This window comes from Streptomyces sp. NPDC087420 (genome assembly GCF_044744165.1).
In the GTDB taxonomy this organism is placed as follows: Bacteria; Actinomycetota; Actinomycetes; order Streptomycetales; family Streptomycetaceae; genus Streptomyces.
Genome location: NZ_JBIUXU010000006.1, coordinates 205267 through 231443, shown reverse-complemented (window position 1 = coordinate 231443; position 26177 = coordinate 205267). Strand labels below are relative to the sequence as shown.

19 protein-coding genes and 1 pseudogene are annotated in these 26177 nt (G+C 71.3%); 14 read left to right on the top strand and 6 right to left on the bottom strand.

Annotation, left to right across the window (positions count from 1 at the left end):
• Positions 1 to 6: 6 nt before the first annotated feature.
• Complete coding sequence (gene dnaK, locus ACIO1C_RS14340; RefSeq protein ID WP_401862653.1) at positions 7 to 1917, bottom strand: molecular chaperone DnaK; 1911 nt, start codon at positions 1915 to 1917, stop codon at positions 7 to 9.
• 247 nt (positions 1918 to 2164) lie between these two features.
• On the opposite strand from dnaK, the gene ACIO1C_RS14335 reads away from it, so the two are divergent.
• The 3 genes and pseudogenes from ACIO1C_RS14335 (at position 2165) to uvrA (ending at position 7234) form a co-directional block, all read left to right on the top strand.
• On the top strand, positions 2165 to 4027 hold the full coding sequence (locus tag ACIO1C_RS14335; protein ID WP_401862651.1) for a PucR family transcriptional regulator: 1863 nt from the start codon (positions 2165 to 2167) through the stop codon (positions 4025 to 4027).
• 212 nt (positions 4028 to 4239) lie between these two features.
• Positions 4240 to 4689, top strand: a pseudogene (locus ACIO1C_RS14330) (transposase); the annotation flags it as partial.
• Positions 4690 to 4765: 76 nt separating this feature from the next.
• Positions 4766 to 7234, top strand: coding sequence for an excinuclease ABC subunit UvrA (gene uvrA, locus ACIO1C_RS14325; protein WP_401863193.1), 2469 nt, complete (start codon positions 4766 to 4768; stop codon positions 7232 to 7234).
• Positions 7235 to 7490: 256 nt separating this feature from the next.
• Here uvrA and ACIO1C_RS14320 read toward each other — a convergent pair whose 3' ends face one another.
• Positions 7491 to 7913: a secondary thiamine-phosphate synthase enzyme YjbQ gene (locus ACIO1C_RS14320; RefSeq protein ID WP_401862648.1), complete on the bottom strand. Its 423-nt coding sequence runs from the start codon at positions 7911 to 7913 to the stop codon at positions 7491 to 7493.
• A gap of 93 nt (positions 7914 to 8006) precedes the next feature.
• Between ACIO1C_RS14320 and ACIO1C_RS14315 the strand changes: the two genes are divergently transcribed.
• From ACIO1C_RS14315 to ACIO1C_RS14290, 6 genes are all read left to right on the top strand, one after another.
• Positions 8007 to 8090 carry a putative leader peptide gene (locus ACIO1C_RS14315; RefSeq protein WP_343234701.1) on the top strand — a complete coding sequence of 28 codons (84 nt, stop codon included), beginning with the start codon at positions 8007 to 8009 and terminating at the stop codon, positions 8088 to 8090.
• 152 nt (positions 8091 to 8242) lie between these two features.
• Positions 8243 to 9118, top strand: a complete 876-nt coding sequence (locus ACIO1C_RS14310) for an ABC transporter permease (protein ID WP_401862646.1) — start codon at positions 8243 to 8245, stop codon at positions 9116 to 9118.
• Between the two features lie 5 nt (positions 9119 to 9123).
• Entirely contained in the window at positions 9124 to 9873 is a 750-nt protein-coding gene (locus ACIO1C_RS14305; protein WP_401862643.1) for an ABC transporter ATP-binding protein, read from the top strand.
• Positions 9863 to 10909 (top strand): ABC transporter substrate-binding protein, encoded by a 1047-nt coding sequence (locus tag ACIO1C_RS14300; RefSeq protein WP_401862640.1) that lies wholly within the window; start codon positions 9863 to 9865, stop codon positions 10907 to 10909. The genes ACIO1C_RS14305 and ACIO1C_RS14300 overlap by 11 nt, the downstream gene beginning before the upstream one ends.
• Positions 10909 to 12084, top strand: coding sequence for an LLM class flavin-dependent oxidoreductase (locus ACIO1C_RS14295; RefSeq protein ID WP_401862637.1), 1176 nt, complete (start codon positions 10909 to 10911; stop codon positions 12082 to 12084). Before ACIO1C_RS14300 ends, ACIO1C_RS14295 begins: the two co-directional genes overlap by 1 nt.
• A gap of 39 nt (positions 12085 to 12123) precedes the next feature.
• A complete protein-coding gene (locus ACIO1C_RS14290; protein WP_401862634.1) occupies positions 12124 to 13248 on the top strand; it encodes an NAD(P)-binding domain-containing protein in 1125 nt (374 codons plus the stop codon).
• Between the two features lie 19 nt (positions 13249 to 13267).
• On the opposite strand, the gene mltG is transcribed toward ACIO1C_RS14290, so the two are convergent.
• Both mltG and ACIO1C_RS14280 read right to left on the bottom strand, forming a co-directional pair.
• Positions 13268 to 14116 carry an endolytic transglycosylase MltG gene (mltG, locus tag ACIO1C_RS14285; RefSeq protein ID WP_401862632.1) on the bottom strand — a complete coding sequence of 283 codons (849 nt, stop codon included), beginning with the start codon at positions 14114 to 14116 and terminating at the stop codon, positions 13268 to 13270.
• A 76-nt stretch (positions 14117 to 14192) separates the two neighbouring features.
• Positions 14193 to 16070 (bottom strand): ABC transporter ATP-binding protein, encoded by a 1878-nt coding sequence (locus tag ACIO1C_RS14280; protein WP_401862629.1) that lies wholly within the window; start codon positions 16068 to 16070, stop codon positions 14193 to 14195.
• 89 nt (positions 16071 to 16159) lie between these two features.
• Between ACIO1C_RS14280 and ACIO1C_RS14275 the strand changes: the two genes are divergently transcribed.
• From ACIO1C_RS14275 to ACIO1C_RS14265, 3 genes are all read left to right on the top strand, one after another.
• Positions 16160 to 16603, top strand: a complete 444-nt coding sequence (locus tag ACIO1C_RS14275) for a MarR family winged helix-turn-helix transcriptional regulator (RefSeq protein ID WP_401862626.1) — start codon at positions 16160 to 16162, stop codon at positions 16601 to 16603.
• Positions 16604 to 16724: 121 nt separating this feature from the next.
• Positions 16725 to 18551: an ABC transporter transmembrane domain-containing protein gene (locus tag ACIO1C_RS14270; RefSeq protein WP_401862625.1), complete on the top strand. Its 1827-nt coding sequence runs from the start codon at positions 16725 to 16727 to the stop codon at positions 18549 to 18551.
• On the top strand, positions 18548 to 20329 hold the full coding sequence (locus ACIO1C_RS14265; protein ID WP_401862622.1) for an ABC transporter ATP-binding protein: 1782 nt from the start codon (positions 18548 to 18550) through the stop codon (positions 20327 to 20329). Before ACIO1C_RS14270 ends, ACIO1C_RS14265 begins: the two co-directional genes overlap by 4 nt.
• A 211-nt stretch (positions 20330 to 20540) precedes the next feature.
• On the opposite strand, the gene ACIO1C_RS14260 is transcribed toward ACIO1C_RS14265, so the two are convergent.
• A complete protein-coding gene (locus ACIO1C_RS14260) occupies positions 20541 to 21476 on the bottom strand; it encodes an SDR family oxidoreductase (RefSeq protein ID WP_401862620.1) in 936 nt (311 codons plus the stop codon).
• A 112-nt stretch (positions 21477 to 21588) separates the two neighbouring features.
• Here ACIO1C_RS14260 and ACIO1C_RS14255 point away from each other — a divergent pair, with 112 nt between their 5' ends.
• Positions 21589 to 22155, top strand: a complete 567-nt coding sequence (locus tag ACIO1C_RS14255; protein WP_401862617.1) for a TetR family transcriptional regulator — start codon at positions 21589 to 21591, stop codon at positions 22153 to 22155.
• A 562-nt stretch (positions 22156 to 22717) separates the two neighbouring features.
• Here the strand turns inward: ACIO1C_RS14255 and ACIO1C_RS14250 are convergent.
• Entirely contained in the window at positions 22718 to 23509 is a 792-nt protein-coding gene (locus tag ACIO1C_RS14250) for a metal-dependent hydrolase (RefSeq protein ID WP_401862615.1), read from the bottom strand.
• A gap of 120 nt (positions 23510 to 23629) precedes the next feature.
• On the opposite strand from ACIO1C_RS14250, the gene ACIO1C_RS14245 reads away from it, so the two are divergent.
• Positions 23630 to 26155: a DEAD/DEAH box helicase gene (locus ACIO1C_RS14245; RefSeq protein WP_401862614.1), complete on the top strand. Its 2526-nt coding sequence runs from the start codon at positions 23630 to 23632 to the stop codon at positions 26153 to 26155.
• The last annotated feature ends 22 nt before the right edge of the window (positions 26156 to 26177 follow it).

The following is a 26177-nucleotide window of genomic DNA, read 5'->3' as shown; positions in this document are numbered from 1 at the left end:
GCCGCCTCAGCTCTTGTCGAAATCGGCGTCGATGACGTCGTCGTCGCCCCTCGGGGAGCCGCCCTCGGGACCCTGGCCGGGCGCCGCGCCGGGCTGGGCTTCACCCCCGGCTCCGCCCGGTCCGGCGGCGTGGGCTGCCAGCGCCGCGTGGATCTGCTGGAGTTCGGAGGTCAGGCTCCGGGACCGTTCCGCCGGCGCCTCCTCCTCGACGGCGGTACGCGCCTCGTCGACGAGCAGTTGGGCGCGGGCGCGCTCGTGCTCCGGTGCGGCGTCGCCGAGGTCGTCCAACCGGCGCTCCACCTGGTACGCGGCGGCGTCGAGCTCGTTGCGGGCGTCGACGGCCTCGCGCAGGGCCAGGTCGCCGGTGCGGTTGCTCTCGGCCTCGTTGATCATCCGCTCGACCTCGGACGGGTCGAGGTTGGAGCCCTCACTGATGGTGATCGACTGCTCGGCGCCGGTGTCCCGGTCCTTGGCGCTGACCTTGAGGATGCCGTTGGCGTCGATGTCGAAGGTGACCTCGATCTGGGTCTCCCCGCGCCGGGCCGGCCGCAGGTTCTCCAGCCGGAAGCGGCCCAGCACCCTGTTGTCGGCTGCCAGTTCGCGTTCGCCCTGGAGCACCACGATGTCCACGGCCGGCTGGTTGTCCTCAGCTGTGGAGAAGGTCTCGGACCGGCGAGCGGGGATGGTGGTGTTCCGCTCGATGATCTTGGTCATCACGCCGCCGGCCGTCTCGACGCCCAGCGACAGCGGGGTGACGTCCAGCAGCAGGACGTCCTTGACCTCGCCCTTGAGCACGCCGGCCTGGATGGCGGCGCCCAGCGCCACCACCTCGTCCGGGTTGACGCTCATGTTCGGGTCCTTGCCGCCGGTCATCCGGCGGACCAGGTTCTGCACGGCCGGGATGCGGGTCGAGCCGCCGACGAGGATGACCTCGTCGATGTCGTTGTCGGTGACCTTGGCGTCGCTCATCGCCGTTTTGACCGGGTCGAGGCAGCGCTCGACCAGGTCCGAGGTGATCTGCTCGAAGGTGGAGCGGCGGACCGTCTCGGTGAGATGCTTCGGCCCGGAGGCGTCCGCCGTGATGAACGGCAGGCTCACCTGGGTCTGGCTGACCGAACTCAGCTCGGTCTTCGCCTTTTCGGCTGCCTCGAACAGGCGCTGGAGAGCCTGCGGGTCCTTACGCAGGTCGATGCCCTCGACCTTCTGGAAGCCATCCGCCAAGTGGTCCACCAGCCGGCGGTCGAAGTCGTCGCCGCCCAGGTGGGAGTCGCCCGCGGTGGCGCGGACCTCCACCACGCCGTCGCCGACGTCCAGCAGACTGACGTCGAACGTGCCGCCGCCGAGGTCGAAGACCATGACCGTCTCATGGCCCTTCTTGTCCAGCCCGTAGGCCAGCGCCGCGGCTGTCGGTTCGTTGATGATCCGCAGGACTTCGAGGCCGGCGATCTTCCCGGCGTCCTTGGTGGCCTGGCGCTGGGCGTCGTTGAAGTACGCCGGTACGGTAATGACCGCCTCGGTCACCTTCTCGCCGAGCGACTTCCCGGCGTCGTCGGCGAGCTTGCGCAGCACCTGCGCGCTGATCTCCTCCGGCGCGTACTGCTTTCCGCTCACCTCGAAGCGGGCCACCCCGCCGGGCCCCTCGACCACGTCGAAGGAGACCGCCTTGGCCTCGTCGGAGATCTCGTCGTAGCGGCGTCCGATGAACCGCTTCGCGGAGGTGATGGTCCCTTTGGGATTGAGGATCGACTGCCGGCGCGCGAGCTGTCCGACCAACCGCTGGCCGTCGTCGGAGAAGGCGATCACCGACGGGGTCGTCCTGGCTCCCTCCGCATTCGGGACGACAGAGGGCTCACCACCCTCCCAGACCGCGATGACCGAGTTGGTGGTGCCGAGATCGATGCCTACTGCCTTCGCCATGAGAATCTCCTCCGTCGCGACGCGGGACCGGTCGGCGGGCTGCCAGGCGTACGGAGCCGGGGCGTACCGCACCTATGGGCAGCCTCGCCCGGTACTCCGCGCGCTTCCTCGCCCTGGCAGGACCAATCCGCGCTGACGTTCCGGCCCGCGAGGACGGGGACGCGACACGGTTCGCAGGTGAGACCCCGTGCCGAGCGGCGTAACGTGAAAGGTGGGAAGCCGCTGTCGAGCCGCGAATGGACCTGCGATGGACGCTGTTCCCTTTCCGACCGCCGGGCCCCTGCACCCGCAGTCGGGGGTCGCGCGACACGCATTGCTGCGGCTGGTCATGGTCATGCTCGACGGCGAGGACGAGCGCGAGGTGCTGTGGGGGGCCATGGCGGCGATCGCCGCCACCGGTCCTTTCACCGCCGAAGCGGCCTACACCGTGCACAACGGTCTGGCGCGGCGCTGTCCACCGCGCAAGGTTGCCGCCCCCGCCGTTGCCCGGCCGGGAAATACGGCGGCGCGGGAACCGGCGGTGGGCCCCACCCGCGAAGCTCCGGCCGAAGCAGCCGGCGCCGACGTGGTGGCCGCCGACCGGCTCGACCGGCGGATCGACGCTCTGGACGGCCGCAGCCGGCACCTGCACGAGCCGGGTGCGCCGTGGGCACGAGCCATCGCTCTGCGCTACCGGGACCACTGCCTCGGCTACCTCGTCGTCCGATCCCTGACCACGCCCTCGGCCGAGGAGACCGCCCTGACCGACCTGCTCGCACAGCAGACCGGGATCGCCCTCGCCTGGCTCACCGGGCACCTGGCAGAGCCGGCCCGCGTCGGGTCGGAGAGCATGCCGGGGATCGGGGACCTGCCACAGGCCGGGAACCTGCTGGGGACCGAGGGCGGCCCACCCACCCCAGGAGTCGGCGTGCCCGTCTCCGCTCTGGCCTCGCGGCTCGCCACCCAGAACGCGCTCTCCCGCGCCGCCGTCTCCGGCAGAGGCGAGCAGGGAATCCTGCAGGCCCTGCACGACCACACGGGATTCACGGCCTTCACCGAAGACCGCTTCGGCAACCCGCGGGCCTGGGCCGGTCCCCGCCGGGGCGAACCCCGGACAGGACAGAGCAGTGGACCGCGCCCGGAGTCGGACACCCGGCACAGGGACGCCCTGATACGCGGCGCGCGACGCTTGCCCGGCACCGTCCGGGACCGGGACCGGCTGATCGTCCCCATCGAGATGGCCGGCGATCTGCTCGGCGTGGTCGCGCTGGTCGACCCGGACCGGCGGGCGGCGGAAACGGACACCTCGGCGCTCGAACAGGCCGCGCTGGTGCTGGCTCCCCAGCTCGCGCACGAGTGCAGGCTGGCCGAGCTGGAACACCACCTGAGACGCGACCTGGTCGACCGGCTGATCTCAGGTGAGGCGACCGGCGACGTCTTCACCCAGGCGGCAACACTGGGCCACGACCTGCACCGGCCGCACCAGGTTGCCGTACTGGAATGGCCCGGCACGGCCGAGAGGGCCGCGCTCGGGGACGCGGTGGTGCGGGCGGCCGGGCGGCTGCGCCGGAACGTGCTCGTCGGGTCTCGTGGCGAGACCACGGTCGTCCTGGTGGCCGATGAGGACCGGCGTGATCCGGGAAGCGAGCTGCACCGGGCCCTCTCGGACGAACTCGGCACCGGGGCCGGGACGATCGGGGTCGGCGGCCACTGTGACGTCTTCACCGATCTGCCGCACTCCTACGACGAGGCGGTCCGCGCCCTCACCGTCCGCCGCCGGTCCCAGGACCCGTACGGCAGTACCGGCTTCGAGGAGCTGGGCCTGTGCCGCATGATGGGCACCGGCGACGGCGAACGGGAAGCCGACCGCTTCGTCCGCGAGTGGCTGGGCCGACTGCTGGACTACGACGACCGCCACCACACCGAGCTGGTGACGACGCTCTCGCGCTATCTGGAGAGCGGCGGCAGCTACGACACGACCTCGGAGACGCTCCTCATCCACCGCAGCACCGTCCGCTACCGCCTCCAGCGCATCCGCGAGATCACCGGGCACGACCTCAGTGACGTCGAGACCCGCCTCAACATGCACGTCGCCACCCGCATCCGCAACGGGCTCGACGCACCGCGCTGAGTCGATATCCGTGTCTGCCGTCCCCGCCGCAGGTGTTCGGGCAGTTGCGCCAGGGCGAGTCGGGCGGTCTCGATGTGGTCGGCGGCGGTGTGGGAGCCCGTGTTGCCTGGCCGCAGCAGCGTGGCCACTGCCCCCGGACCCCGATGGCCGTGGTTGATGAGCCGGGAGACAGTGAGGTCGGATGCCACCGGGCCGAACACGTCAGGCACGCCGACGGCACCGAGCGGCCCGGCGCCTGGGTCGCGGAGATCACCGACATGCCCGACCTGAGTACCTGGCCCAAGGGCATGCGGCTGATCGTGCGCGAGGAACGCCCGCACCCCGGCGCCCAGTTGCGCTTCACCGACCTCGACGGACTGTGGCTGACCTGCTTCGCGACCAACACCCAGGGCGGCGAGTTCGCCGACCTCGAACTGCGCCACCGACGGCGGGCCCGCTGCGAGGACCGCATCAGAAACGCCCGCGACACCGGCCTACGCGACCTGCCCTTCCACGACACCGCCCAGAACCGGATCCGGCTGGAGATCGTCTCCCTCGCACTCGACCTCCTCGCCTGGATGCCGACGCTCGCCCTGACCGGCCAGACCCGCCGACGGAAATCCAAGAAACTCCGCCTACGCCCGTTCTCCGCCGACGCCCAACTCGTGAACACCGGCCGCCGCCCGGACACTGGTGTGAGCGAGGCCCGGTGGCGGCGCCTGTCGCGCGGTTTCCAGCGTCATGAGGTAGTCAGGAGTGGTGGACAAGGACGCGACCGACCCCTTCGTACATGTCAGGGGCGCCAGTGAGAACAATCTGCGGAACATCGATCTCGACGTTCCGCGGGACGCGATGGTCGCCTTCACCGGCGTCTCCGGTTCGGGCAAGTCCTCGCTCGCGTTCGGCACGCTCTACGCGGAGGCCCAGCGGCGCTACTTCGAGTCCGTAGCACCGTACGCCCGAAGGCTGTTGCAACAGGTCGGCGCACCGCACGTGCAGGAAATCACCGGACTGCCACCGGCCGTGGCCCTGCAGCAGCGACGCGGGTCGCCCAGCTCGCGCTCGACGGTCGGCACCATCACCACACTGTCCAATCTGCTGCGCATGCTGTACTCCCGCGCCGGCACCTACCCGCCCCGAGCCGCACGGCTGGAGGCCGAGTCGTTCTCACCCAACACCGCGGCCGGCGCCTGCCCGGAGTGCCACGGGCTGGGCGTCGTGCACGACGTCGCCGAGGACCTGCTTGTCCCGGACCCCTCGCTGAGCATCCGCGAGGGGGCGATCGCCGCCTGGCCGGGCGCCTGGCAGGGCGCCAACCTGCGCAGTGTCGTCAACGGCCTGGGGATCGACATCGACCGACCGTGGCGAAGGCTCAGGAAGAAGGACCGGGACTGGCTGCTGTACACGGACGAGCAGCCCTCCGTGTACATCGAGCCGGAGGAGGACCGCGTCGACTACGGCTACCAGGGCACGTTCTGGAGCGCGCGCAAGCACGTCATGCACGTCCTCGCCGACTCCAAGAGCGACAAGACGCGCGAACGGGCGCTCCGGTTCGTCAGGAGTGTGCCCTGCCCCGAGTGTCACGGCAGCGGACTGCGGCCCGAGGCGCTCGCCGTGACCTTCGCCGGACGTTCCATCGCCGAGATCAACGCGATGCCGCTCCCCGAGGTCGTGGCGCTGCTGCGGCCCGTCGCGGGGCGGTCCGAGGTCGACGCCACCACGTCGACCGCCCGATCCGGGGAGACGACCGAGGTCGCAGTCCGAATCTGCGGCGACCTGGTCGAGCGGGTCGACGTACTGCTCGAACTGGGCCTTGGATATCTCAGCCTCGGGCGCCGCTCCACGACCCTGTCGCCCGGCGAGGCGCAGCGCCTGCGGATCGCCACCCAGCTGCGCTCGGGGCTGTTCGGCGTCGTCTACGTCCTCGACGAACCATCCGCGGGCCTGCACCCGGCCGACGCGGAACCGCTGCTGGACGTGCTGGACCGCCTCAAAGCGGCGGGCAACACACTGTTCGTCGTCGAGCACGACATGGACGTCGTACGGCGGGCGGACTGGGTGGTCGACATCGGCCCCGGCGCGGGCGAGGGCGGCGGACGCGTGCTGTACAGCGGCCCGGTCGCCGGTCTTGAGCAGGTCGGGGAGTCGGCCACGAGCCAGTACCTGTTCGGGCGCGCCCGGCCACTCGATCACCGCCCGCGCACACCGCACGGCTGGCTGCACCTGAGCGGCGTCTCCCGCCACAATCTGCACAACGTGTCCGTCGACGTACCGCTCTGCGTACTGACGGCGGTGACGGGCGTGTCCGGTTCCGGAAAGTCGACGCTGGTGACGCAGGTGCTCGCCGAGGTCGTCCGCGGCCACCTCGGACTCGTACCCGAGGAGCCCGACGAGGCGCAGCTGGAGGTCGACGTCCAGGACGCGTCGGGGGTCGAGTCGTTCGACCGGCTGGTCCGGGTCGACCAACGGCCCATCGGCCGAACTCCCCGGTCCAACCTGGCCACGTACACCGGGATGTTCGCCGCGGTGCGCAAACTGTACGCGGGGACGGACGAGGCCAGGGCTCGCGGCTACTCGGCCGGGCGGTTCTCCTTCAACGTGCCCGAAGGGCGGTGCGGGACCTGCCAGGGCGAAGGATTCGTCGCGGTGGAACTGCTGTTCCTGCCCGGCACCTACGCGCCGTGCCCGACCTGCCAGGGCGCCCGGTACAACGCCGAAACGCTGGAAGTCACCTATCGCGGCAAGAACATCGCGCAAGTGCTGGGGCTGTCCGTCGACGCCGCCGCCACGTTCCTGTCCGCCGTCCCGGCCGCCTCCCGCAGTCTGGAGACGTTGCGCGAGGTGGGACTGGGGTATTTGCGGCTGGGGCAGCCCGCGACGGAACTCAGCGGTGGTGAGGCGCAACGCATCAAACTGGCCACCGAACTGCAGCGAGCCCGCCGCGGGCACGCGCTCTACCTGCTCGACGAGCCGACGGCGGGACTGCACCCCTCGGACATCGCGCTGCTCCTGCGACAGCTGCACCGGCTCGTCGACGCCGGCAACACGGTCGTCCTCGTCGAGCACGACCTCGACACGATCGCCACCGCCGACTGGGTCATCGACCTCGGGCCGGGCGGCGGCGACGCGGGCGGGCGGGTGGTCGCGGCGGGCACGCCGGCCAACGTGGCGAAGGCCCGCCGCAGCGCCACCGCGCCCTATCTCGCGACCCGGCTCGCCCGCTCCTGACGACGGCGCGTCTGATCGTTGGTCTGGGTGCTGTTGACCGACGCGCAGTGGGCGCGGAGCGAGCCGTTACGGCCGGACCGGACGCCCAGGCGGGGTGGTCGGTGGCGGGATCACCGCGAGGTGTCGCTGGACTCCACAGGACCGTGAACGGGTAGCCGGAAGATAGCGGTGTTCTGCCTTACGAGTGGCGACTACACCACCGGCTTCGAACACGCAGGTTACGGAGAAAGCGCGGCCGCCCCCTGGGCGATCTTGCTCAGCCCAGGAAACTCAGGCGCACCTGGCGGTCCGGGTTGTCCCTGTTGGTGTCCACCAGGCAGATCGACTGCCAGGTGCCGAGTTCCAGGCGGCCGGCGATCACCGGGACGGTGGCGTGCGGGGGGACCAGGGCCGGGAGTACGTGGTCCCTGCCGTGGCCCGGGGTGCCGTGGCGGTGTTGCCAGCGGTTGTCCGCCGGGAGGAGCGTGTGCAGGGCCGCCAGCAGGTCGTCGTCGCTGCCCGCTCCCGTTTCGATGATCGCCACGCCCGCCGTGGCGTGCGGGACGAAGATGTTGAGCAGGCCGTCGCGGCCGGCCGCGGTGTCGTGGAGGAACCGTTCGCAGGCGGCCGTCAGGTCGGACACGGTCTCCTCCGGGCCGGTGCCGATGTTCAGGATCCTGGTGGTGAAGGCGTCTGGCATGGGTCCATCCTGCCCGCTCGCGCCCTGAGATCGCGCGTCCGCGTGCCGAGACACCATTGACCGCGTCCGGAGACGCTCGCTACGTTCGGCGCCATGTTGCGTTCAGCTCTGCTCACCACGCGCGGTCACATCGACCTGCTGCGGGTGGCTTCCGCCGCGTGTTGTCGCGGCTGCTGACCTTCTTCCTCCGTATCGCCGCTGACACTCGGTGCGGCGTCCTGTCCCGCCCGCGGCTCCGCTGACCCCGCACGTCGTCGTGCGTGGTCCTGTGCGGACGTCGGGGCGTTTTCCCGTACGGCCCTCTCCCCCCACCTGCCCGTGGAGCCGTCATGACCGTCGATCACGCCCCACCGGACATACCCGTCGTCCCGTCCGGGGAACGGCCCGCCGAGCTGGAGGCGGTCGTCCCCGCCGCCGGCCCGGGGAAACGTTCCTCCCTGCGCGCCGTCCCCCGCTGGCTGCGCAGGACCGTCGGGCCGCTGCTGCTCCTCGTCACCTGGCAGGTGCTCAGCTCGACCGGCGTCCTGCACCCCGACACCCTCGCCTCGCCCGGGACCGTCGCCCGGTCGGCCGGGGATCTGATCGCGGACGGCACCCTGCCGACCGCGATGGGCGTGTCGCTCCGGCGGGTCGCCGTCGGACTGCTGCTCGGTGGAGTCGCCGGGACCGCCCTCGCCCTCGCGTCCGGGCTCTCGCGGCTCGGCGAGGACCTGATCGACGCGACCGTACAGATGCTGCGGACCGTGCCGTTCATCGGGCTGATCCCGCTCCTCATCATCTGGCTGGGCATCGGCGAGGCGCCGAAGATCGCGCTCATCGCCCTCGGCGTCGCCTTTCACCTCTACCTGAACGTGTACGCCGGAATCCGGGGCGTCGACGAGCAACTCATCGAGGCCGGGCAGTCGTTGGGGCTCGGACGGTGGGGTCTCGTCCGGCACGTCATCCTGCCGGGCGCCCTGCCCGGCGCGATGACCGGACTGCGGTACTCGCTCGCCACCGCCTGGCTGGCCCTGGTCTTCGGTGAGTCCATCAACGCCGACGCCGGTATCGGCTTCCTGATGAACCAGGCCCGGGAGTTCTTCCGTACCGACGTGATCGTCGTCTGCCTGGTCGTCTACGCCTTCCTCGGCCTGCTCGCCGATGCCGTCGTCCGCACTCTCGAAAGGCTGTTGCTGCAATGGCGACCCACCTTCAAGGGCCAGTGAGCCGCGTGAGCGGCGACACCGCCGTGCGGGTCACGGGGCTGACCCGGGCCTTCGACAGCCGTCCGGTGATCGACAAGCTCGATCTCACCCTGCGCGCGGGCGAGTTCACGGCGCTCCTGGGCCGCAGCGGCTGCGGCAAGTCGACCCTGCTGCGGATACTGGCCGGGCTCGATCGCGACATCGAGGGGACCGTGCTCGTGCCCAAGCGGCGCGCGGTCGCGTTCCAGTCGCCGCGGCTGATGCCGTGGAAACGGGTCTGGCGCAATGTGCTGCTCGGTCTGGACGGCAGGCCCGGACGGGCCGTCGCCGAGGGCGCGTTGGAGGAGGTCGGGCTCGGGCACCGGTCCGGCGCCTGGCCCAAGACCCTGTCCGGCGGTGAGGCCCAGCGCGCCTCGCTGGCCAGGGCGCTCGTACGGGAGCCCGATCTGCTGCTCCTCGACGAACCGTTCGGCGCGCTCGACGCGCTCACCCGGATCAAGGCCCAGCAGTTGGTCGCCGAGTTGTGGCGGCGGCGCGGCTGCGCGGTGCTGCTCGTGACCCATGACGTGGAGGAGGCGCTGTTGCTCGCCGACCGTGCGCTCGTGATGCGTGACGGTGTGATCGCGTACGAGACGGAGGTCGGCCTGGACCGGCCGCGCTCCGTCGGTGATCCCGCCTTCGCCGCGCTGCGTTCGCGGCTGCTCACGGAGTTGGGCGTCGACGAACCGGCCGCCATCACAAGGACGAGCGATGCCGGGACGAGCAATGCCGCGTAAGCCGCGGGGGCCGGCCCTCGCCCTCCTCCCCGTCGCCGCCCTCGCCCTTCTCCTTTCCGCCTGCTCCTCCGCCGACGGCGGCGGCGGCGGCGGAAGCAACACCGACGGCAAGGGATCCGTGACCCTCAACGTCGGTGACCAGAAGGGGGGTTCGGAGGCCGTCCTGCGCGCCGCCGGTGAACTGGACGACCTCCCCTACCGCGTCGAGTGGTCCACGTTCACCTCGGGGCCGCCCATGCTCGAAGCCGTCAACGCCGGTGCCGTGGACATCGGGAGTGTCGGGAACACCCCGCCCGTCTTCGCCGCCGGCGCCAAGTCGAAGATCACCGTCGTGGCCGCCACCCACGGCGACTCGGCGGGCGAGGCCATCCTCGTCCCCAAGGACTCGCCGCTGAAGGAGACGAGTGACCTCAGGGGCAGGACGGTCGCGGTCGCCCAGGGCAGTTCGGCGCACTACCAGCTGATCGCCTCGCTCAGGAAGGCCGGTCTGACGCCGGACGACATCAAGGTCACGCTGTTGCAGCCGGCCGACGCGCTCGCCGCCTTCACCAGCGGCAAGATCGACGCGTGGGCGGTCTGGGACCCGTACACCTCACAGGTCCTGAGCGGCGGCAAGGGGCGGGTGCTGACCACCGGGCGCGGGGTGGTGAACGGCCTCAACTTCCAGGTCGCCGCCCCCGCCGCGCTCCAGGACAAGGAGAAGGAGCGGGCGATCGACGACTTCGTCACGCGGCTGCGCCGGGCGCAGGACTGGGTCTTCGAGCACCCCGAGGAGTGGGCGAAGGTCTGGGCGAAGGACACCGGACTGCCGTACGACGTGGCCCTCGACGCGGTGAAGCGGAGTTACGGCACCCGCGTGCCGGTCGCCCTTGACGAAGCCGCGATCGCCTCCGAGCAGCAGATCGCCGACAGCTTCGCCGATCTCGAGCTCATCCCGGGCCGCTTCGACTTCGCGGACTTCGTGGACGACCGCTTCAACGACACCCTGCCGCCGTCGACCTCCCCGGCGCGCAGCTACGGAAAGGCCCCCTCCTGATGAGCATCCATCTGCACTGGTTCCTGCCGACGGGCGGTGACGGCCGGACCCTCGTGGACCGTCACGCGTACACCGACGGAGGCATCACACGCTCCGGGAACACCGCCGTGACCGGGATCCGCGCGCCCGACATCGACTATCTGGCCCAGATCGCCAAGGCGGCCGAACGCCTGGGCTTCGAGGGCGTGTTGACGCCCACGGGCACCTGGTGCGAGGACGCCTGGCTGACGACGGTGGCGCTCTCCCAGCACACCGACCGGCTCAAGTTCCTGGTGGCGTTCCGGCCCGGGTTGATCTCCCCCGTGCTGGCGGCGCAGATGGCGTCCACGTACCAGCGCATCACCCGTGGCCGGCTGATGCTCAACGTGGTGACCGGCGGCGACTCCACCGAGCAGCGGCGCTTCGGCGACCACCTCGACCACGACCGGCGCTACGCGCGGACGGCGGAGTTCCTCCAGGTCGTACGGGGCGTGTGGGGCGGGCAGCCGTTCGACTTCGACGGGGAGCACTACCAGGTCAAGGGCGGGCTGACGGCACTGCCGCCCGACCCGCTGCCGCCGGTCTTCTTCGGCGGCTCGTCGTCGGCGGCGGGCCCGGTCGCCGCCGCGCACACGGACGTCTACCTGACCTGGGGCGAGCCCCCGGCGCAGGTGAAGGAGAAGATCAACTGGATCCGGGGGCTGGCCGAGGAGCAGGGCCGTACGGTCCGCTTCGGTATCCGGATGCACACCATCTCGCGGGACTCCGCGAAGGACGCGTGGGCCACGGCGAACCGGCTGCTGGACGACCTCGACCCGGAGACGGTCGCCGCCGCGCAGAAGGCGCTCGGCAAGAGCGAGTCCGTCGGCCAGCAGCGGATGCTCGCGCTGCACGGCGGCACGCGTGACCAGCTGGAGATCGCGCCGAACCTGTGGGCGGGGGTCGGGCTGGTACGGGGTGGGGCCGGGACCGCGCTGGTGGGCAGTCACGCCGATGTCGCCGACCGGATCGAGGAGTATCACGAGCTGGGGATCGAGCACTTCGTGCTGTCCGGCTACCCGCACCTGGAGGAGGCGTACTGGTTCGGGGAGGGAGTCACCCCGGAGCTGGCGCGGCGCGGGCTGCTCGCGGAGCTGGCGCCCCTGCCCGGCGCGGCGGCGGGCGGGGCGCCGCTGCTGGTGTCCGGGGGTCGCTGAGGCGGGAAGATCCCCCGCTCCCGGGCTGTTGGCACAGGCGTGAGCGACTTCGGCGTACGGGACATCGATGTGGTGGTCATAGGCGCCGGGCAGGCAGGTCTGTCCGGCGCCTACCATCTGCGCCGGTCGGGCCTGGAGCCCGACCGGGACTTCGTCGTGCTCGACCACGCCCCGCGGCCGGGCGGCGCGTGGCAGTTCCGGTGGCCGTCGCTCACGTACGGCAGGGTGCACGGCATGCACTCGCTGCCCGGCATGGAGCTGACCACGGCGGTGGCCGACGACCACCGGCCCTCCTCCGAGGTGATCGCCGCCTACTTCGCCGCGTACGAGAGCCGCTTCGATCTGCGGGTGCACCGGCCGGTGGATGTCTCGGCGGTACGCGAGGATTCTGCGGCACGCGAAGGTTCTGCGGCACGCGAGGGCGAAGCGGGGCGGCTGCGGGTCGAGACGTCCGAGGGCGTCTGGTCGGCGCGGGCCCTGATCAATGCCACCGGCACCTGGGACCGACCGTTCTGGCCCCGCTATCCGGGCCAGGAGACCTTCCGGGGACGGCAGTTGCACACGGCGGACTATCCGGGCCCCGGTGAGTTCGCCGGGCTGCGGGTGGTGGTAGTGGGTGGCGGCGCCTCCGGGACCCAGCATCTGATCGAGATCGCGAAGGTGGCGGCGGACACGACGTGGGTGACCCGGCGGCCGCCCGTCTACCGCGAGGGCCCGTTCGGCGAGGAGCAGGGCCGGGCGGCCGTCGCCCTCGTGGAGGAACGGGTCCGCCAGGGGCTTCCCCCGCAGAGTGTGGTGTCCGTGACCGGGCTGCCGGTGAACGAGGCGATCACGAAGGCGCGCGAGGAGGGGGTGCTGGACCGGCTGCCGATGTTCGACCGGATCACCCCGACCGGTGTGGCCTGGGACGACGGGCGGACGGTCGAGGCCGACGTGATCCTCTGGGCGACCGGCTTCCGGGCGGCCGTGGACCATCTGGCACCGCTGCGGCTGCGGGAGCCGGGCGGCGGCATCCGCGTCGAGGAGACCAGGGCCGTACGGGACGAGCGGGTCCATCTGGTGGGGTACGGGCCTTCGGCCTCGACGATCGGCGCGAACCGGGCGGGCCGGGCGGCCGTACGGGACATCAGGCGGCTCCTGGCGCGGGTGCCCGAGTCGGTCTGAGGATCCCGAGGACCGCCCCTCAGCCGGTACGACTGGCCGCCCGGCGGTTCTCGTTGAACTCCCGCACGTTCCGCCGCTGCTCGGCGAAGCTGTCCGTGAATCGGGTGTCCCCCGGTGACACGGTGACGAAGTAGAGCCAGTTCCCCCGCGTCGGGTGCACGGCCGCGTTCAGCGCCTCGTCCCCCGGGTTCCCGATCGGGGTCGGGGGCAGGCCCTTGCGTTCGTACGTGTTGTACGGGCTGTCGATGCCCGTGTCCTTGTACGTGGTGTCCAGGCTGCTGCGGTTGAGCGCGTAGTTGATGGTCGAGTCCATCTGGAGCGCCATGCCCCGGGCGAGCCGGTTGTGGATGACCCGGGCGACCTTGCCCATGTCGGGCGCCGTGGCGGCCTCCGCCTGCACGATGCTGGCGATGGTGACGGTCTGGTAGACGGTCACGTGGTTGAGCTGGGCGCCGGAACTGATGTGGTGGTCCCCCAGCCGCTGGTTCGCTGTGTTGACCATGAAGCTGAGCATGCTGGCCGGTGTGCTCTCCGAGTCCACCGGATAGGTCGCCGGGAAGAGGTAGCCCTCCGGGTTCTCCATCGCGTCGAGCGGGAGGTCGAGCGGCACGGACGCGGCCTTCTTGCGCGTGGTGCCGGCGGGCACGCCGAGGACGCGGTCGACAGAGGCGTACACCTGGCCGGTACGCCACCCCTCGGGAACGACGAGCGTGGCCGGTCCTGGGCCGTCGGACCCCCGCTCGACCAGGACGGGCACCAGCACCGCGACGGCGATGACCAGGACGGCGCCCATCATGAGGACCAGCCGGCCCCGGCGGGTCAGCCGGGGACGGCGCCCCGGCCGGCGCCTCGAAGGGTCGTACGTCATAAGCGCACGCTAACCCGGGGTGATCACTGATCACGGCACGTGGCGGGCGGCGACACGGCATGACGCAAGACGTGTTCTAGGGCGCGAGCGCCGCCAGGTCCTCCGCCGGGGGCAGGCTCTCCTCGGCCCCCGCGGGCCGCGTGTCCCTGCGGACCAGGGCCGCGTACCGGCCGTCCTCCCGCAGCAGCTCCTCATGGGTGCCCCGCTCCACGATGCGCCCCGCGTCCAGGACGACGATCTGGTCCGCGTCCCTGATCGTGGAGAGGCGGTGGGCGATGGTGAGGGTGGTACGTCCTTCGGAGAGCGCGTCGATGGCCTGCTGCACCGCCTGTTCCGTACGGGTGTCCAGCGCGCTGGTGGCCTCGTCCAGGATCAGGACGGGCGGGTCCCGCAGGATCGTACGGGCGATGGCCAGGCGCTGCTTCTCGCCGCCGGAGAAGCGGTACCCGCGTTCGCCGACGAGGGTGCCGTACCCGTCGGGCAGCGAGGCGATGTGGTCGTGGATCTGGGCGGCCCTGGCGGCCGTCTCCATCTCCTCGTCCGTGGCGTCCGGCTTGGCGAACCGCAGGTTCTCGGCGACCGACGCGTGGAAGAGGTACGTCTCCTGGGAGACGACGCCGACCGCGCGGGCGAGGGTGTCGAAGTCCAGGTCCCGTACGTCCACCCCGTCGAGGAGGACCCGGCCGCCGGTCACGTCGTACAGCCGGGGCACCAGATAGCTGAGGGTGGACTTGCCGGATCCCGTGGGCCCGACCACGGCGAGGCTGCCGCCGGCCGGAACCGTCAAGTCGATGCCGCGCAGCGTCCGGCCGCCCTTGTCCTCGTAGCTGAAGTCGACGCCTTCAAAGCGCACCTCGCCACCGATCTTGGTGAGGCGGACGGGCTCGTCGGGCTCGGTGATGTCGACCCGCAGGTCGAGGTATTCGAAGATGCGCTGGAAGAGCGCCAGGGACGTCTGCATCTGCACCCCGGTGGAGAGCAGGCTGACCGCCGGGCGGAAGAGGCCCTGCTGGAGCGAGACGAAGGCGACGAGCGTGCCGATGGAGACGGCGGTGCCGCTCTCGTGCAGCGCGAGGCCCGCGACCCAGTAGATGACCGCCGGCATGGCGGCCATCACGATCCCGATGGTCGACATGCGCCAGCGCCCGGCCATGTTCGACCGCACTTCCAGGTCGACGAGCCGCTCGGACTCGTCGGCGAACGCCTTCGTGAGCGAGTCGGCCCGGCCCATCGTGCGTCCCAGGAGGATGCCGCTGACGGAGAGCGATTCGGTGATGTTGGCCGCCATCGTGGCCATCTGGCGCTGGCGGTGGGTGGTGATCTTCTTGCGCTCGCGGCCGACGCGGCGGCTGATCCAGACGAAGACCGGCAGCAGGAGCAGCGAGACGAGCGTGAGCCGCCAGTCCAGCGCGAGCATCGCGACGACCGTGGCGATGACGGCCGTGAGGTTGGAGACCAGGGAGGTCGCGGTGGAGGTCACGGTCGCCTGCATGCCGCCGATGTCGTTGGCGATGCGCGACTGGACCTCGCCGGTCCGTGTCCTGGTGAAGAAGGCGAGCGGCATGCGCTGGAGCTGCGCGTACACGCCGGTGCGCAGGTCGTGCATGACGCGCTGGCCGACGGTGGTGGAGATGAGGGTCTGGAGCACGCCGAAGACGCTGTTGACGACGGCGGTGAGGATCATGCCGAGGGCGAGCAGGCTCAGCAGGCCCGTACGCCCTTCGGGGATGGCGGTGTCGAGGATCTCGCGCAGCAGGAACGGTGAGGCGACGGAGACCAGTGACGAGGCGCCGACGAGCAGCCCCACGACGGCGAGACGGCCGCGATAGGGGCGGAAGAGACGGAAGATGCGCCGCAGCTCGGCGGGTGGCTCCCGGCCGGGCGCCTCGGCGTCGGGATCGGGGCTGGGACCGGGGCTGGGCGAGGGTTTCCAGGTGGAGGCGTGCGGGTTCATGGGCTCCTTCGAGAGGTGTCGATATTTCCCTGAGCATAGCCGACTGTTACCTATGCTCACAATGAGCGTGGTCCTGATATTATTCCGCCATGGACACCCCCGATCCCGACGGCATGCTGGCCGAGCAGCTGTTGCGTCTGACCCGGCGGCTCCACCGCCTCCAGAAGCGGCAGCTGGAACCGATCGGTATCACGCCCGCGCAGGCGAGACTGCTCCGTACGGTCGCGATGTACGACACGCCGCCCCGCATGGCCGATCTGGCCGCACGGCTGGAAGTTGTCCCCCGCGCGGTCACCACCCTGGTCGACGGGCTTGAGGCGAGCGGCTGGGTCCGCCGCGCCCCGGACCCGACCAATCGCAGAGTGGTACGGATCGAGCTGACCGACACCGGATCGGCCACGCTCAAGTCGCTGCGCCTGGCCCGCCGTTCGGCCGCCACGGAGATCCTGGCCCCGCTGACCGGCGAACAGCGCGAGACGCTGGGCGGGCTGCTGGCCGCCCTGGTCGACGGGACGGCCGGCCACCGTTGCTGACGCCGTCCCCGACAGGGCGGATGGCTCGATTCCGCTCGTCCCGGGGAAATTCGATTGCTCCGGGCCGGGCGCGAGGGCGAACCTTGCACGGTTTGGGCCACTCCACCAGTCATGGGACATCATGCAGATTCGCGACCTTCCGTATCCCGATCCAGGGGTTCCCGACGCGCGGTCGGGCCCTCGGTTCCTGCTGTGGCTCGGACGCAACCAGCTCGGCGGGCAGCTCAAAGCGGTGGCCTGGGGACTGCTGCACCACATGGGCATCGCCGGTCTCCCGGTCGGCGCCGGGCTCGCCGTACAGGCCGTGGTGGACCGCTCCGGCGGGCGCCTCGCGTGGGCCGGCGGCCTCATCGCGCTGTGCGGCGCCGCCATCGCCGTCGGCGACACGATGCTGCACCGCACCGCCGTCACCAACTGGATCACCGCCGCCGCGCGCGTCCAGCAGCTGCTCGCCCGGAAGACGGCCGAGCTGGGCTCGGCGCTGACCCGCCGGGTCGCCGCGGGGGAGGTCGTGGCGGTCTCCACAGGTGATGTCGAGAAGGTGGGCTGGTTCGTGGAGGCGCTGTCGCGCTTCCTGGCCGCCGCCCTCGCGATCATCCTGATCTGCGTGGGGCTGACGCTCTACCTGCCCGAGCTGGGCTGGATCGTCGCCGCCGGTGTGCCGGTGCTCGCGCTGGCCGTCCTGCCGCTGCTCCCCGTGGCCACCCAACGCGCCGACATCCAGCGCGAGAAGGGCGGCAAGGCCACCGAACTGGCCTCGGACACCGTCGCGGGACTGCGCGTCCTGCGTGGCATCGGCGGCGAGGAGCTGTTCCTCGGGCGCTACCGCGCCGCGTCCCAGGAGGTCAGGAAGGCCGCCGTCCGCAGCGCGCGGATGTGGTCGCTGATCTCGGCCGTCCAGGTCCTGCTGCCGGGCGTCCTGCTGATCTCGGTGGTCTGGTACGGAGCCCACCTCGCGCTCGACGGGCGGATCGGCGTCGGCGGGCTGGTGACCGTCTACAGCGCGGTGACGCTGCTGCTCTTCCCGCTGGGCCAGTTCGAGGAGATCGCCATGGCGTACTCCTTCTCCCGGCCCTCCGCGAAGCGCGCGGCGCGGGTGCTGTCGCTGGAGCGGACGTCGTACGACGACGAGCGCGGCGGCCTGGACGACGCGCGGCCGACCGGGGACCTCTACGACCCGGCGACCGGCCTGCTCGCCCCCGCCGGTCTGCTGACCGCCGTGGTGTGCGGCGACCCGGACGCGGCGGGGCGCCTCGCCGAACGCCTGGGCGGGCACGCGGCCGAGGAGGAGAAGAGCCCGTCGGTGCTGCTCGGCGGGGTGGCGCTGGACGACCTTCCGCTGGACGCGGCGCGGGCCAGTGTGCTCGTACAGGACAAGGATCCGGTGCTGCTGTCGGGCACGCTCACCGAGCTGCTGGACGTGCCGGCCTCCGGTGCGGTCGACGCGGGGAAGGCGCTGGACGCCGCGCAGTGCGCGGACGTGCTGGACGCGCTCGCGCAGGCCTCCGTGGACGGCAGCGGCGACCCGATGTCGTCGCGCATCACCGAGCGCGGGCGCTCACTGTCCGGTGGGCAGCGCCAGCGGCTCGCGCTGGCCCGTTCGCTGGTCACGGACCCGGAGGTGCTCGTCCTCGACGAGCCGACGTCCGCCGTGGACTCGCACACGGAGGCCCGGATCGCGCAGGGCGTCAAGGAGTTGCGGGCCGGTCGTACGACGATCGTGTTCGCGTCCTCGCCGCTGCTGCTCGACAGCGCGGACCGCGTGGTGTTCGTCCACGAGGGGGCGGTCGCCGCGGTGGGCGGCCACCGTGAGCTGGTGCGGACCGACGCGCGGTACCGCGCGGTCGTGACCCGCGAGACGGAGCCGGAGAGCGAAGAACTCTCCGTATCTGACGCATTGACGCCGGCGTCCGTGCGGGCCCTGGAAGAGATCGAGGAATCGGCATGATCGGCCTGTCTCCCCCGGCGTTCGATCCGGCGGCCCCGGAATCGGCGACCACCCTGCCCGTCGGGACGCCCGCGACGGTACGGGCCTACGTGGGTGAGCTGCTGCGGCGCCACCGCCGGGCGTTTGTCCTGCTCGTCACGGTCAACGCGGTCTCGGTCGTCGCGTCGATGACCGGCCCGTACCTGCTCGGCTCGCTGGTCGAGGATCTCTCCGAGGGGACGCGCGAGCTGCACCTGGAGCGCGTCGCCGTGGTGTTCGCGGTGGCGCTGCTCGTCCAGACCGTCTTCACCCGGCTGGTACGGCTGCGCGGGGCGATGCTGGGCGAGGAGATGCTCGCCGACCTGCGGGAGGACTTCCTCGTCAGGGCGGTCGGGCTGCCGCCGGGCGTGCTGGAGCGGGCCGGGACGGGCGATCTGCTGTCCCGGATCACCACCGACATCGACCGGCTGGCGAACGCGATGCGGGAGGCCGTACCGCAGCTGGCGATCGGTGTCGTGTGGGCGGCGCTGCTGCTCGGCGCGCTGACGGTCACCGCGCCGCCGCTGGCGCTCGCGGTGCTGGTCGCGGTGCCGTTGGTGGTGGCGGGCTGCCGCTGGTACTTCAAACGGGCGCCGGCCGCGTACCGTTCGGAGGCCGCCGGGTACGCCGCGGTCGCCGCGATGCTCGCCGAGACCGTCGACGCGGGCCGGACGATCGAGGCGCACCGCCTCGGCGCGAGCCGTGTCGCCCTGTCGGACCAGCGGGTGAAGGAGTGGACGGCGTGGGAGCGGTACACGCTCTGGCTGCGGTCGGTGCTCTTCCCCGTCATCAACCTCACCCATACGACGATCTTCCTGTCCGTCCTGATGATCGGCGGGGTCTTCGTCCTCCAGGACTGGATCACCGTCGGACAGCTGACGACGGGCGCGCTGCTGTCGCAGATGCTGGTGGAGCCGGTCGGGCTGATCCTGCGGTGGTACGACGAACTCCAGGTCGCCCAGGTCTCCATCGCGCGGCTCGTCGGCGTACGGGACATCGAGCCGGACGGGGGCGACGAGTCGGTGGTCCCGGACGGCAGGACCGTCAGCGCCGACGACGTGCGTTTCGGCTACCGCGCGGGGGTGGACGTCCTGCACCAGGTGACGCTGGACGTCCGGCCGGGCACCCGGCTCGCGCTCGTCGGCCCCTCGGGGGCCGGCAAGTCGACGCTGGGGCGGCTGCTCGCGGGCATCTACGGGCCCCGGACCGGCACCGTCACGCTCGGCGGGGCGGAGCTGTCCCGGATGCCGGCCGAGCGGGTGCGGCGGCATGTGGCGCTGGTCAACCAGGAACACCACGTGTTTGTCGGGTCGTTGCGCGACAACCTGCTGCTGGCCCGCACGGGCGCGACGGACGCCGAGCTGTGGGCGGCGCTGGGCGCGGTGGACGCGGACGGGTGGGCCCGGGGGCTCGACGCGGGCCTGGACACGGAAGTCGGGTCCGGCAGCACGGCGCTGACCCCGGCCCAGGCCCAGCAGGTCGCCCTGGCCCGCCTCGTCCTGGCGGACCCGCACACCCTGGTCCTGGACGAGGCGACCTCCCTGCTGGACCCGCGGGCGGCCCGGCACCTGGAGCGCTCGCTGGCCCGGGTGCTGGACGGCCGTACGGTGGTGGCGATCGCCCACCGCCTGCACACCGCGCACGACGCGGACGTCATCGCGGTGGTCGAGGAGGGCCGGATCACCGAACTGGGCAGCCACGACGAGCTGGTGGCGGCGGACGGGGCGTATGCGGCGCTGTGGCGGTCGTGGCACGGCTGAGGGCGGGGCTTGCTTCGCGGCGCGGGTGCGGTCGCGTGTGCGCGGCACGGGTGCCGGTGCGCGGCACGCCCGGCCTGGCGGCCGGGCTGTTGTCCTCAATCGCCGGACGGGCTTGATCGTGCCCGCTGCGGGCTTGGGGTGAGTCGGCGAAGTGGGGTTGTTCGCACAGACTCCGCAGGCCGGGCGGCACTTTGCCGACACACCCGGGGTGTCAGGCCGCCGGGCCGGTGAAGTAGTGGCCCTCGTCGAGGTCGTCGAGGAGTCCGGGGTGGGTCGGCCGCCAGCCCAGGAGGTCGCCGGTGTACGCGCTGGAGACGGGGCTGTCCAGGGCGACGAAGGGGGCCAGCCAGGTGAAGTGCGCGGCCGCGTCGTCCGGGGGGACCGAGACCACGGGCAGGTCGAGGTGGCGCCCGATCACCTCGGCGACGGCCCGGATCGGCACGCCCTCGTCCGCGACGGCGTGCAGGACGGAGCCCGCGGGGGCGTTCTCCAGCGCCAGGTGGAAGAGGTGTGCGGCGTCGGCGCGGTGCACGGCGGGCCAGCGCTGGGCGCCGTCGCCGACGTAGCCGGAGACGCCCCTTTCGCGGGCGATGGCGACCAGGGTGGCGAGGAAGCCGTGGTCCCCGTCGCCGTGGACGGTCGGGGCCAGCCGTACGACCGACGAGCGCACGCCCCGGTCCGCGAGGGCGGTCGTGGCCTGCGCGGTCGCGAGCCGCCTGGCCGGGCCGCCGCTTCCGTGGGCGCCCTCCGCGGCGGGCGCCCGGCCGTCCTGCTCGGTGCCGACCCGCCCCGGCGCCAGGCCGAGCGTGCCGGAGGCGATGAGGAGCGGGCGGCCCGATCCCGCGAGCGCCTCGCCGAAGGTGTCGACGGCCCGCCGGTCCGCGTCGGCGGCGTCCTCGAAGCCGCCGCTGAACGCGATGTCGTGCTTGAAGGCGAGGTGGATCACGCCGTCGGACTTGTCGGCGGCGTCGCGCAGGGTGTCGAGATCGTCGAGCGTGCCGCGGAGCACGTCGGCGCCGGCCCGGGTGAGGACGTCGGCCGCCGCGTCGGAGCGGGCGAGGCCGAGGACGTCGTGGCCGGCGCTGAGGAGTTCGGGGACGACGGCGGAGCCGATCCAGCCGGACGCGCCGGTGAGGAACACACGCATGGGGAGACCTCCAGGGTCTTCTCGGTTCGATGCCAGTCACTATCGATGTCAGCCACTGCCATCACCAACGTAGCACTCGATGTCAGTCACTGCCATCACGTAGGATCAGGGCATGAGTCGATGGGAGCCCGACGCACGCGGGCGGCTGGAACGGGCCGCGCTGGAGCTGTACAGCGAGCGGGGCTTCGAGCAGACGACGGCGGCGCAGATCGCGGAACGCGCGGGGCTTTCGGAGCGGACGTTCTTCCGGCACTACGCCGACAAGCGCGAGGTGCTCTTCGGGGGCGCGCATCTGCTGGAGGGGGCCTTCGTGGAGACCCTGGCCGCGGTTCCTTCGGCGGTCGCGCCGATCGACGCGATGGGTTTGACCCTGGAGGCGGTCTCGGCGTTTTTCGCGGACCGGCACGACTTCGCCCGACAGCGTCAGGCGGTCATCGCGGCGAACGTGGAGCTACAGGAGCGCGAGCTGATCAAGCTGGCGTCACTGTCCGCGGCGCTCGCGAAGACGTTGCGGGGGCGTGGCGTGAGCGACGCGGCGGCGAGCCTTGCGGCGGAGGCGGGGATCGCGGTCTTCAAGGTCGGCTTCGAGCGGTGGGTGCGTGACGGGTCGCGTTCGTTGGCCTCGTTTTTGCGCGAGGCGCTCTTGGAGTTGCGGGTGGTGGTGGGCCCGTCGCGGTGACCGCGTTGCGGTCACTTCTTGTCCTCAATCGCCAGACGGGCTTGGTTGTGCCCGCGCGCCCGGTGCCGGGCGCGGGTTACTGATGTCCTCAATCGCCGGACGGGCTTGGTTGTGCCGCTGCGGGCCGCGTTTTTGGGTGCGGGGTTGTCGCCGGGGGCCGGGCAGGGGTCGTGTCCTGCACTGCATGTTTTACGTCGCGTTCAGCCAGTCGTATTGCGTGACGTTCGCCATGCGACACAAAACACGCTCTACGTTCCGGACACGACCCCTGCCCGTCCCCCTTCCAGGCCCGCGCCAAAACCCGGCCCACCCCGGGGCGGGAGGAGTCGTTCAGTCTCCCCGGCGGCGTGAGGGGGGCGGGGTCGGAGGAGGCAGGGGTGTCCGGACGTAAAGCGTCGCAACTCGCGCGAAGCGCGGTGACCACGCGGCGGAGCCGCATATGGATTGCAGCGCAGTCCGGACACCCCTGCCTCCGGAGGCCCCACCCCCCGCCACCACGACAAACCAAGCCCGTCCGGCGATTGAGGACATCAGTAACCGCAACCAAACACCGGGCGACACGCTAAAAGACCCCAAGCGCCGACGCCGCCCCCACCGCTCCCAGGATCATGAACACCGGCGTCAGAACCTTCAGCTCCACCCAGCTACCCGCGCGGAAGCGCATGGGCTTCGGGGGGCCCAGCGCGTACCACCGCTTCCGCCCCAGGGGTATCGGCCACAGGATCGGGCAGCCCGAGACCGTCAGCGCGTCGCCGATGTCGTGGACCAGCGCGCCCAGCACGATCGGCAGGCCCAGCCACAGGTACTCCTGGCCGGGCGCGTTGAACAGCCAGTCCGAGCCGTTGCCCGGCTGGTCCAGAATGCCCGCGAGATTCCACGCGGACGTCGCCCCCAGGAGCCACACCAAGATGTCGCTAGACATCCTCGCGGCCTTCCACAGCAGCCCCTCCACCGCGAGCACCAGGTGCACGAAGAGGATGAAGAGCACCGCCCAGCGCCCGCCCACGAGCGCCAGCCCCGACGCGCCCGCGCCGATCGCGACGGCCCACAGCCAGGTGTGCGTGAGGGTGCGGTGCCCCCCGCTCCTGCGGGGATCGCCGGGCTTCTTCGTCGACTTGTAGACGGCGTACGACAGCTTGTCGACGATCTCGCAGAGCCGCTTCGAAACCGGGCCGAACGCCCTCGATATCGTCGCGGCCTTGTGATCCAGGTCGGGTGCCAGCGCGGCCCCCGCGGTGATCAGCGCGCCGACCACCAGAACAGGCCACGGCATGCTGTGGCCGGCGGCGGCCGCCGCGGCGCCCACCCCCAGCCAGGCCGCAGCCCCTGACAGTGAGTGTGCCGGTCCCATCATGCGCGTACCCGCCCCATTGCAGTTGTGGTGAAGCTCAGTTGACAGGGCAGAGTACCGCTCATGATCTTCGGCCGGACGGCCGGTTCCCGCCGGAGGGCGTGAGACAGGCAAGATGGGGTGGTGACCCTCATTGATCAGCTGCCGCCGACCGCCGACCCCGATGCCCTTTTCGAGGCCTTCACCACCTGGGCCGAGGGCGAGGGCATCACGCTCTACCCGGCTCAGGAAGAGGCGCTGATCGAGGTGGTCTCCGGGGCCAATGTGATCGTTTCGACCCCCACGGGCTCCGGGAAGAGCCTGATCGCGGCGGGTGCGCACTTCGCCGCGCTGGCGCAGGACAAGGTCACGTTCTACACCGCGCCGATCAAGGCGCTGGTCTCGGAGAAGTTCTTCGACCTGTGCAAGCTGTTCGGCACCGAGAACGTCGGGATGCTGACCGGCGACGCGTCGGTCAACGCCGACGCGCCGGTCATCTGCTGCACGGCGGAGGTGCTCGCCTCCATCGCGCTGCGGGACGGCAAGCAGGCGGATGTCGGCCAGGTCGTGATGGACGAGTTCCACTTCTACGCGGAGCCCGACCGCGGCTGGGCGTGGCAGATCCCGATCCTGGAGCTGCCGCAGGCGCAGTTCATCCTGATGTCCGCGACCCTCGGTGACATGTCGCGGTTCGAGGAGGACCTGACACGCCGTACGGGCCGGCCGACCACGGTCGTCCGGTCGGTGACCCGGCCGGTGCCGCTGTACTACGAGTACAAGCTCACGCCCATCACGGAGACCCTGACCGAGCTGCTGGAGACCAAGCAGGCGCCGGTCTACATCGTGCACTTCACGCAGGCCGCCGCCGTCGAGCGGGCGCAGTCGCTGATGAGCATCAACATGTGCAGCCGCGAGGAGAAGGACAGGATCGCCGATCTGATCGGCAGTTTCCGCTTCACCACCAAGTTCGGCCAGAACCTCTCGCGGTACGTACGGCACGGGATCGGTGTGCACCACGCGGGCATGCTGCCCAAGTACCGGCGGCTGGTGGAAAAGCTGGCGCAGGCGGGGCTGTTGAAGGTCATCTGCGGTACGGACACCCTCGGCGTGGGCGTCAACGTGCCCATCCGTACGGTGTTGTTCACCGCCCTGACCAAGTACGACGGCACGCGGGTACGGACGTTGCGCGCGCGGGAGTTCCATCAGATCGCCGGGCGGGCGGGCCGGGCCGGATTCGACACGGCCGGGCTGGTCGTCGCGCAGGCGCCCGAGCACGTCGTGGAGAACGAGAAGGCGCTCGCCAAGGCGGGCGACGACCCGAAGAAGCGCCGCAAGGTGGTCAGGAAGAAGGCGCCCGAGGGCTTTGTCGCCTGGTCGGAGACGACCTTCGACAAGCTGATCGGCTCCGACCCCGAGCCGCTGACCTCGCGTTTCCGGGTCACGCACACCATGCTGCTGTCGGTCATCGCCCGGCCGGGCAACGCCTTCGAGGCGATGCGCCACCTGCTGGAGGACAACCACGAGCCGCGCAGGCAGCAGCTGCGGCACATCCGCCGGGCGATCGCCATCTACCGCTCGCTGCTGGACGGCGGGGTGGTGGAGCGCCTGGAGACCCCGGACGCGGAGGGGCGGATCGTCCGGCTCACCGTCGATCTCCAGCAGGACTTCGCGCTCAACCAGCCGCTGTCCACCTTCGCGCTGGCGTCGTTCGAGCTGCTGGACCCCGAATCCCCGTCGTACGCGCTGGACATGGTGTCGGTCGTGGAGTCCACGCTGGACGATCCGCGGCAGATCCTGGCGGCCCAGCAGAACAAGGCGCGCGGCGAGGCGGTCGGCGCGATGAAGGCCGAAGGGATCGAGTACGAGGAGCGGATGGAGCGGCTCCAGGAGATCACGTACCCGAAGCCGCTGGAGGAGCTGCTGGTCCACGCGTACAACGTGTACCGCACCAGCCATCCGTGGGTCGGCGACCACCCCGTCTCGCCCAAGTCCGTGATCCGGGACATGTACGAACGGGCGCTGTCCTTCACGGAGTTCACGTCCCACTACGAGCTGGCCAGGACCGAGGGCATCGTCCTGCGCTATCTCGCGGGCGCGTACAAGGCGCTGGAACACACCATTCCGGACGATCTCAAGTCGGAGGACCTGGAGGATCTGACCGCCTGGCTCGGTGAGATGGTCCGTCAGGTGGACTCCAGCCTCCTCGACGAGTGGGAGCAGCTGGCCAACCCCGAGGTGGAGACGGCCGAACAGGCGCAGGAGAAGGCCGACCAGGTACGGCCGGTCACGGCCAACGCGCGCGCCTTCCGGGTCCTGGTGCGCAACGCGATGTTCCGCCGGGTGGAGCTGGCCGCGCTGGACCGCGTCAACGATCTGGGCGAGCTGGACGGCGAGACGGGCTGGGACGCGGACGCGTGGGGCGAGGCGATGGACGCGTACTGGGACGAGTACGACGACCTGGGCACGGGGCCCGACGCCCGCGGGCCCAAGCTGCTGGCCATCGAGGAGGACGCCGAGCACGGCCTCTGGCGGGTCAGGCAGACGTTCGCCGACCCGAACGGCGATCATGACTGGGGCATCGGCGCGGAGGTGGATCTCGCGGCCTCCGACGAGGAGGGCCGGGCCGTCCTGCGCGTCACGTCGGTGGGCCAGCTCTCCGCGGTGCGCTGAGATCCGGAGACCGAAGGCGACA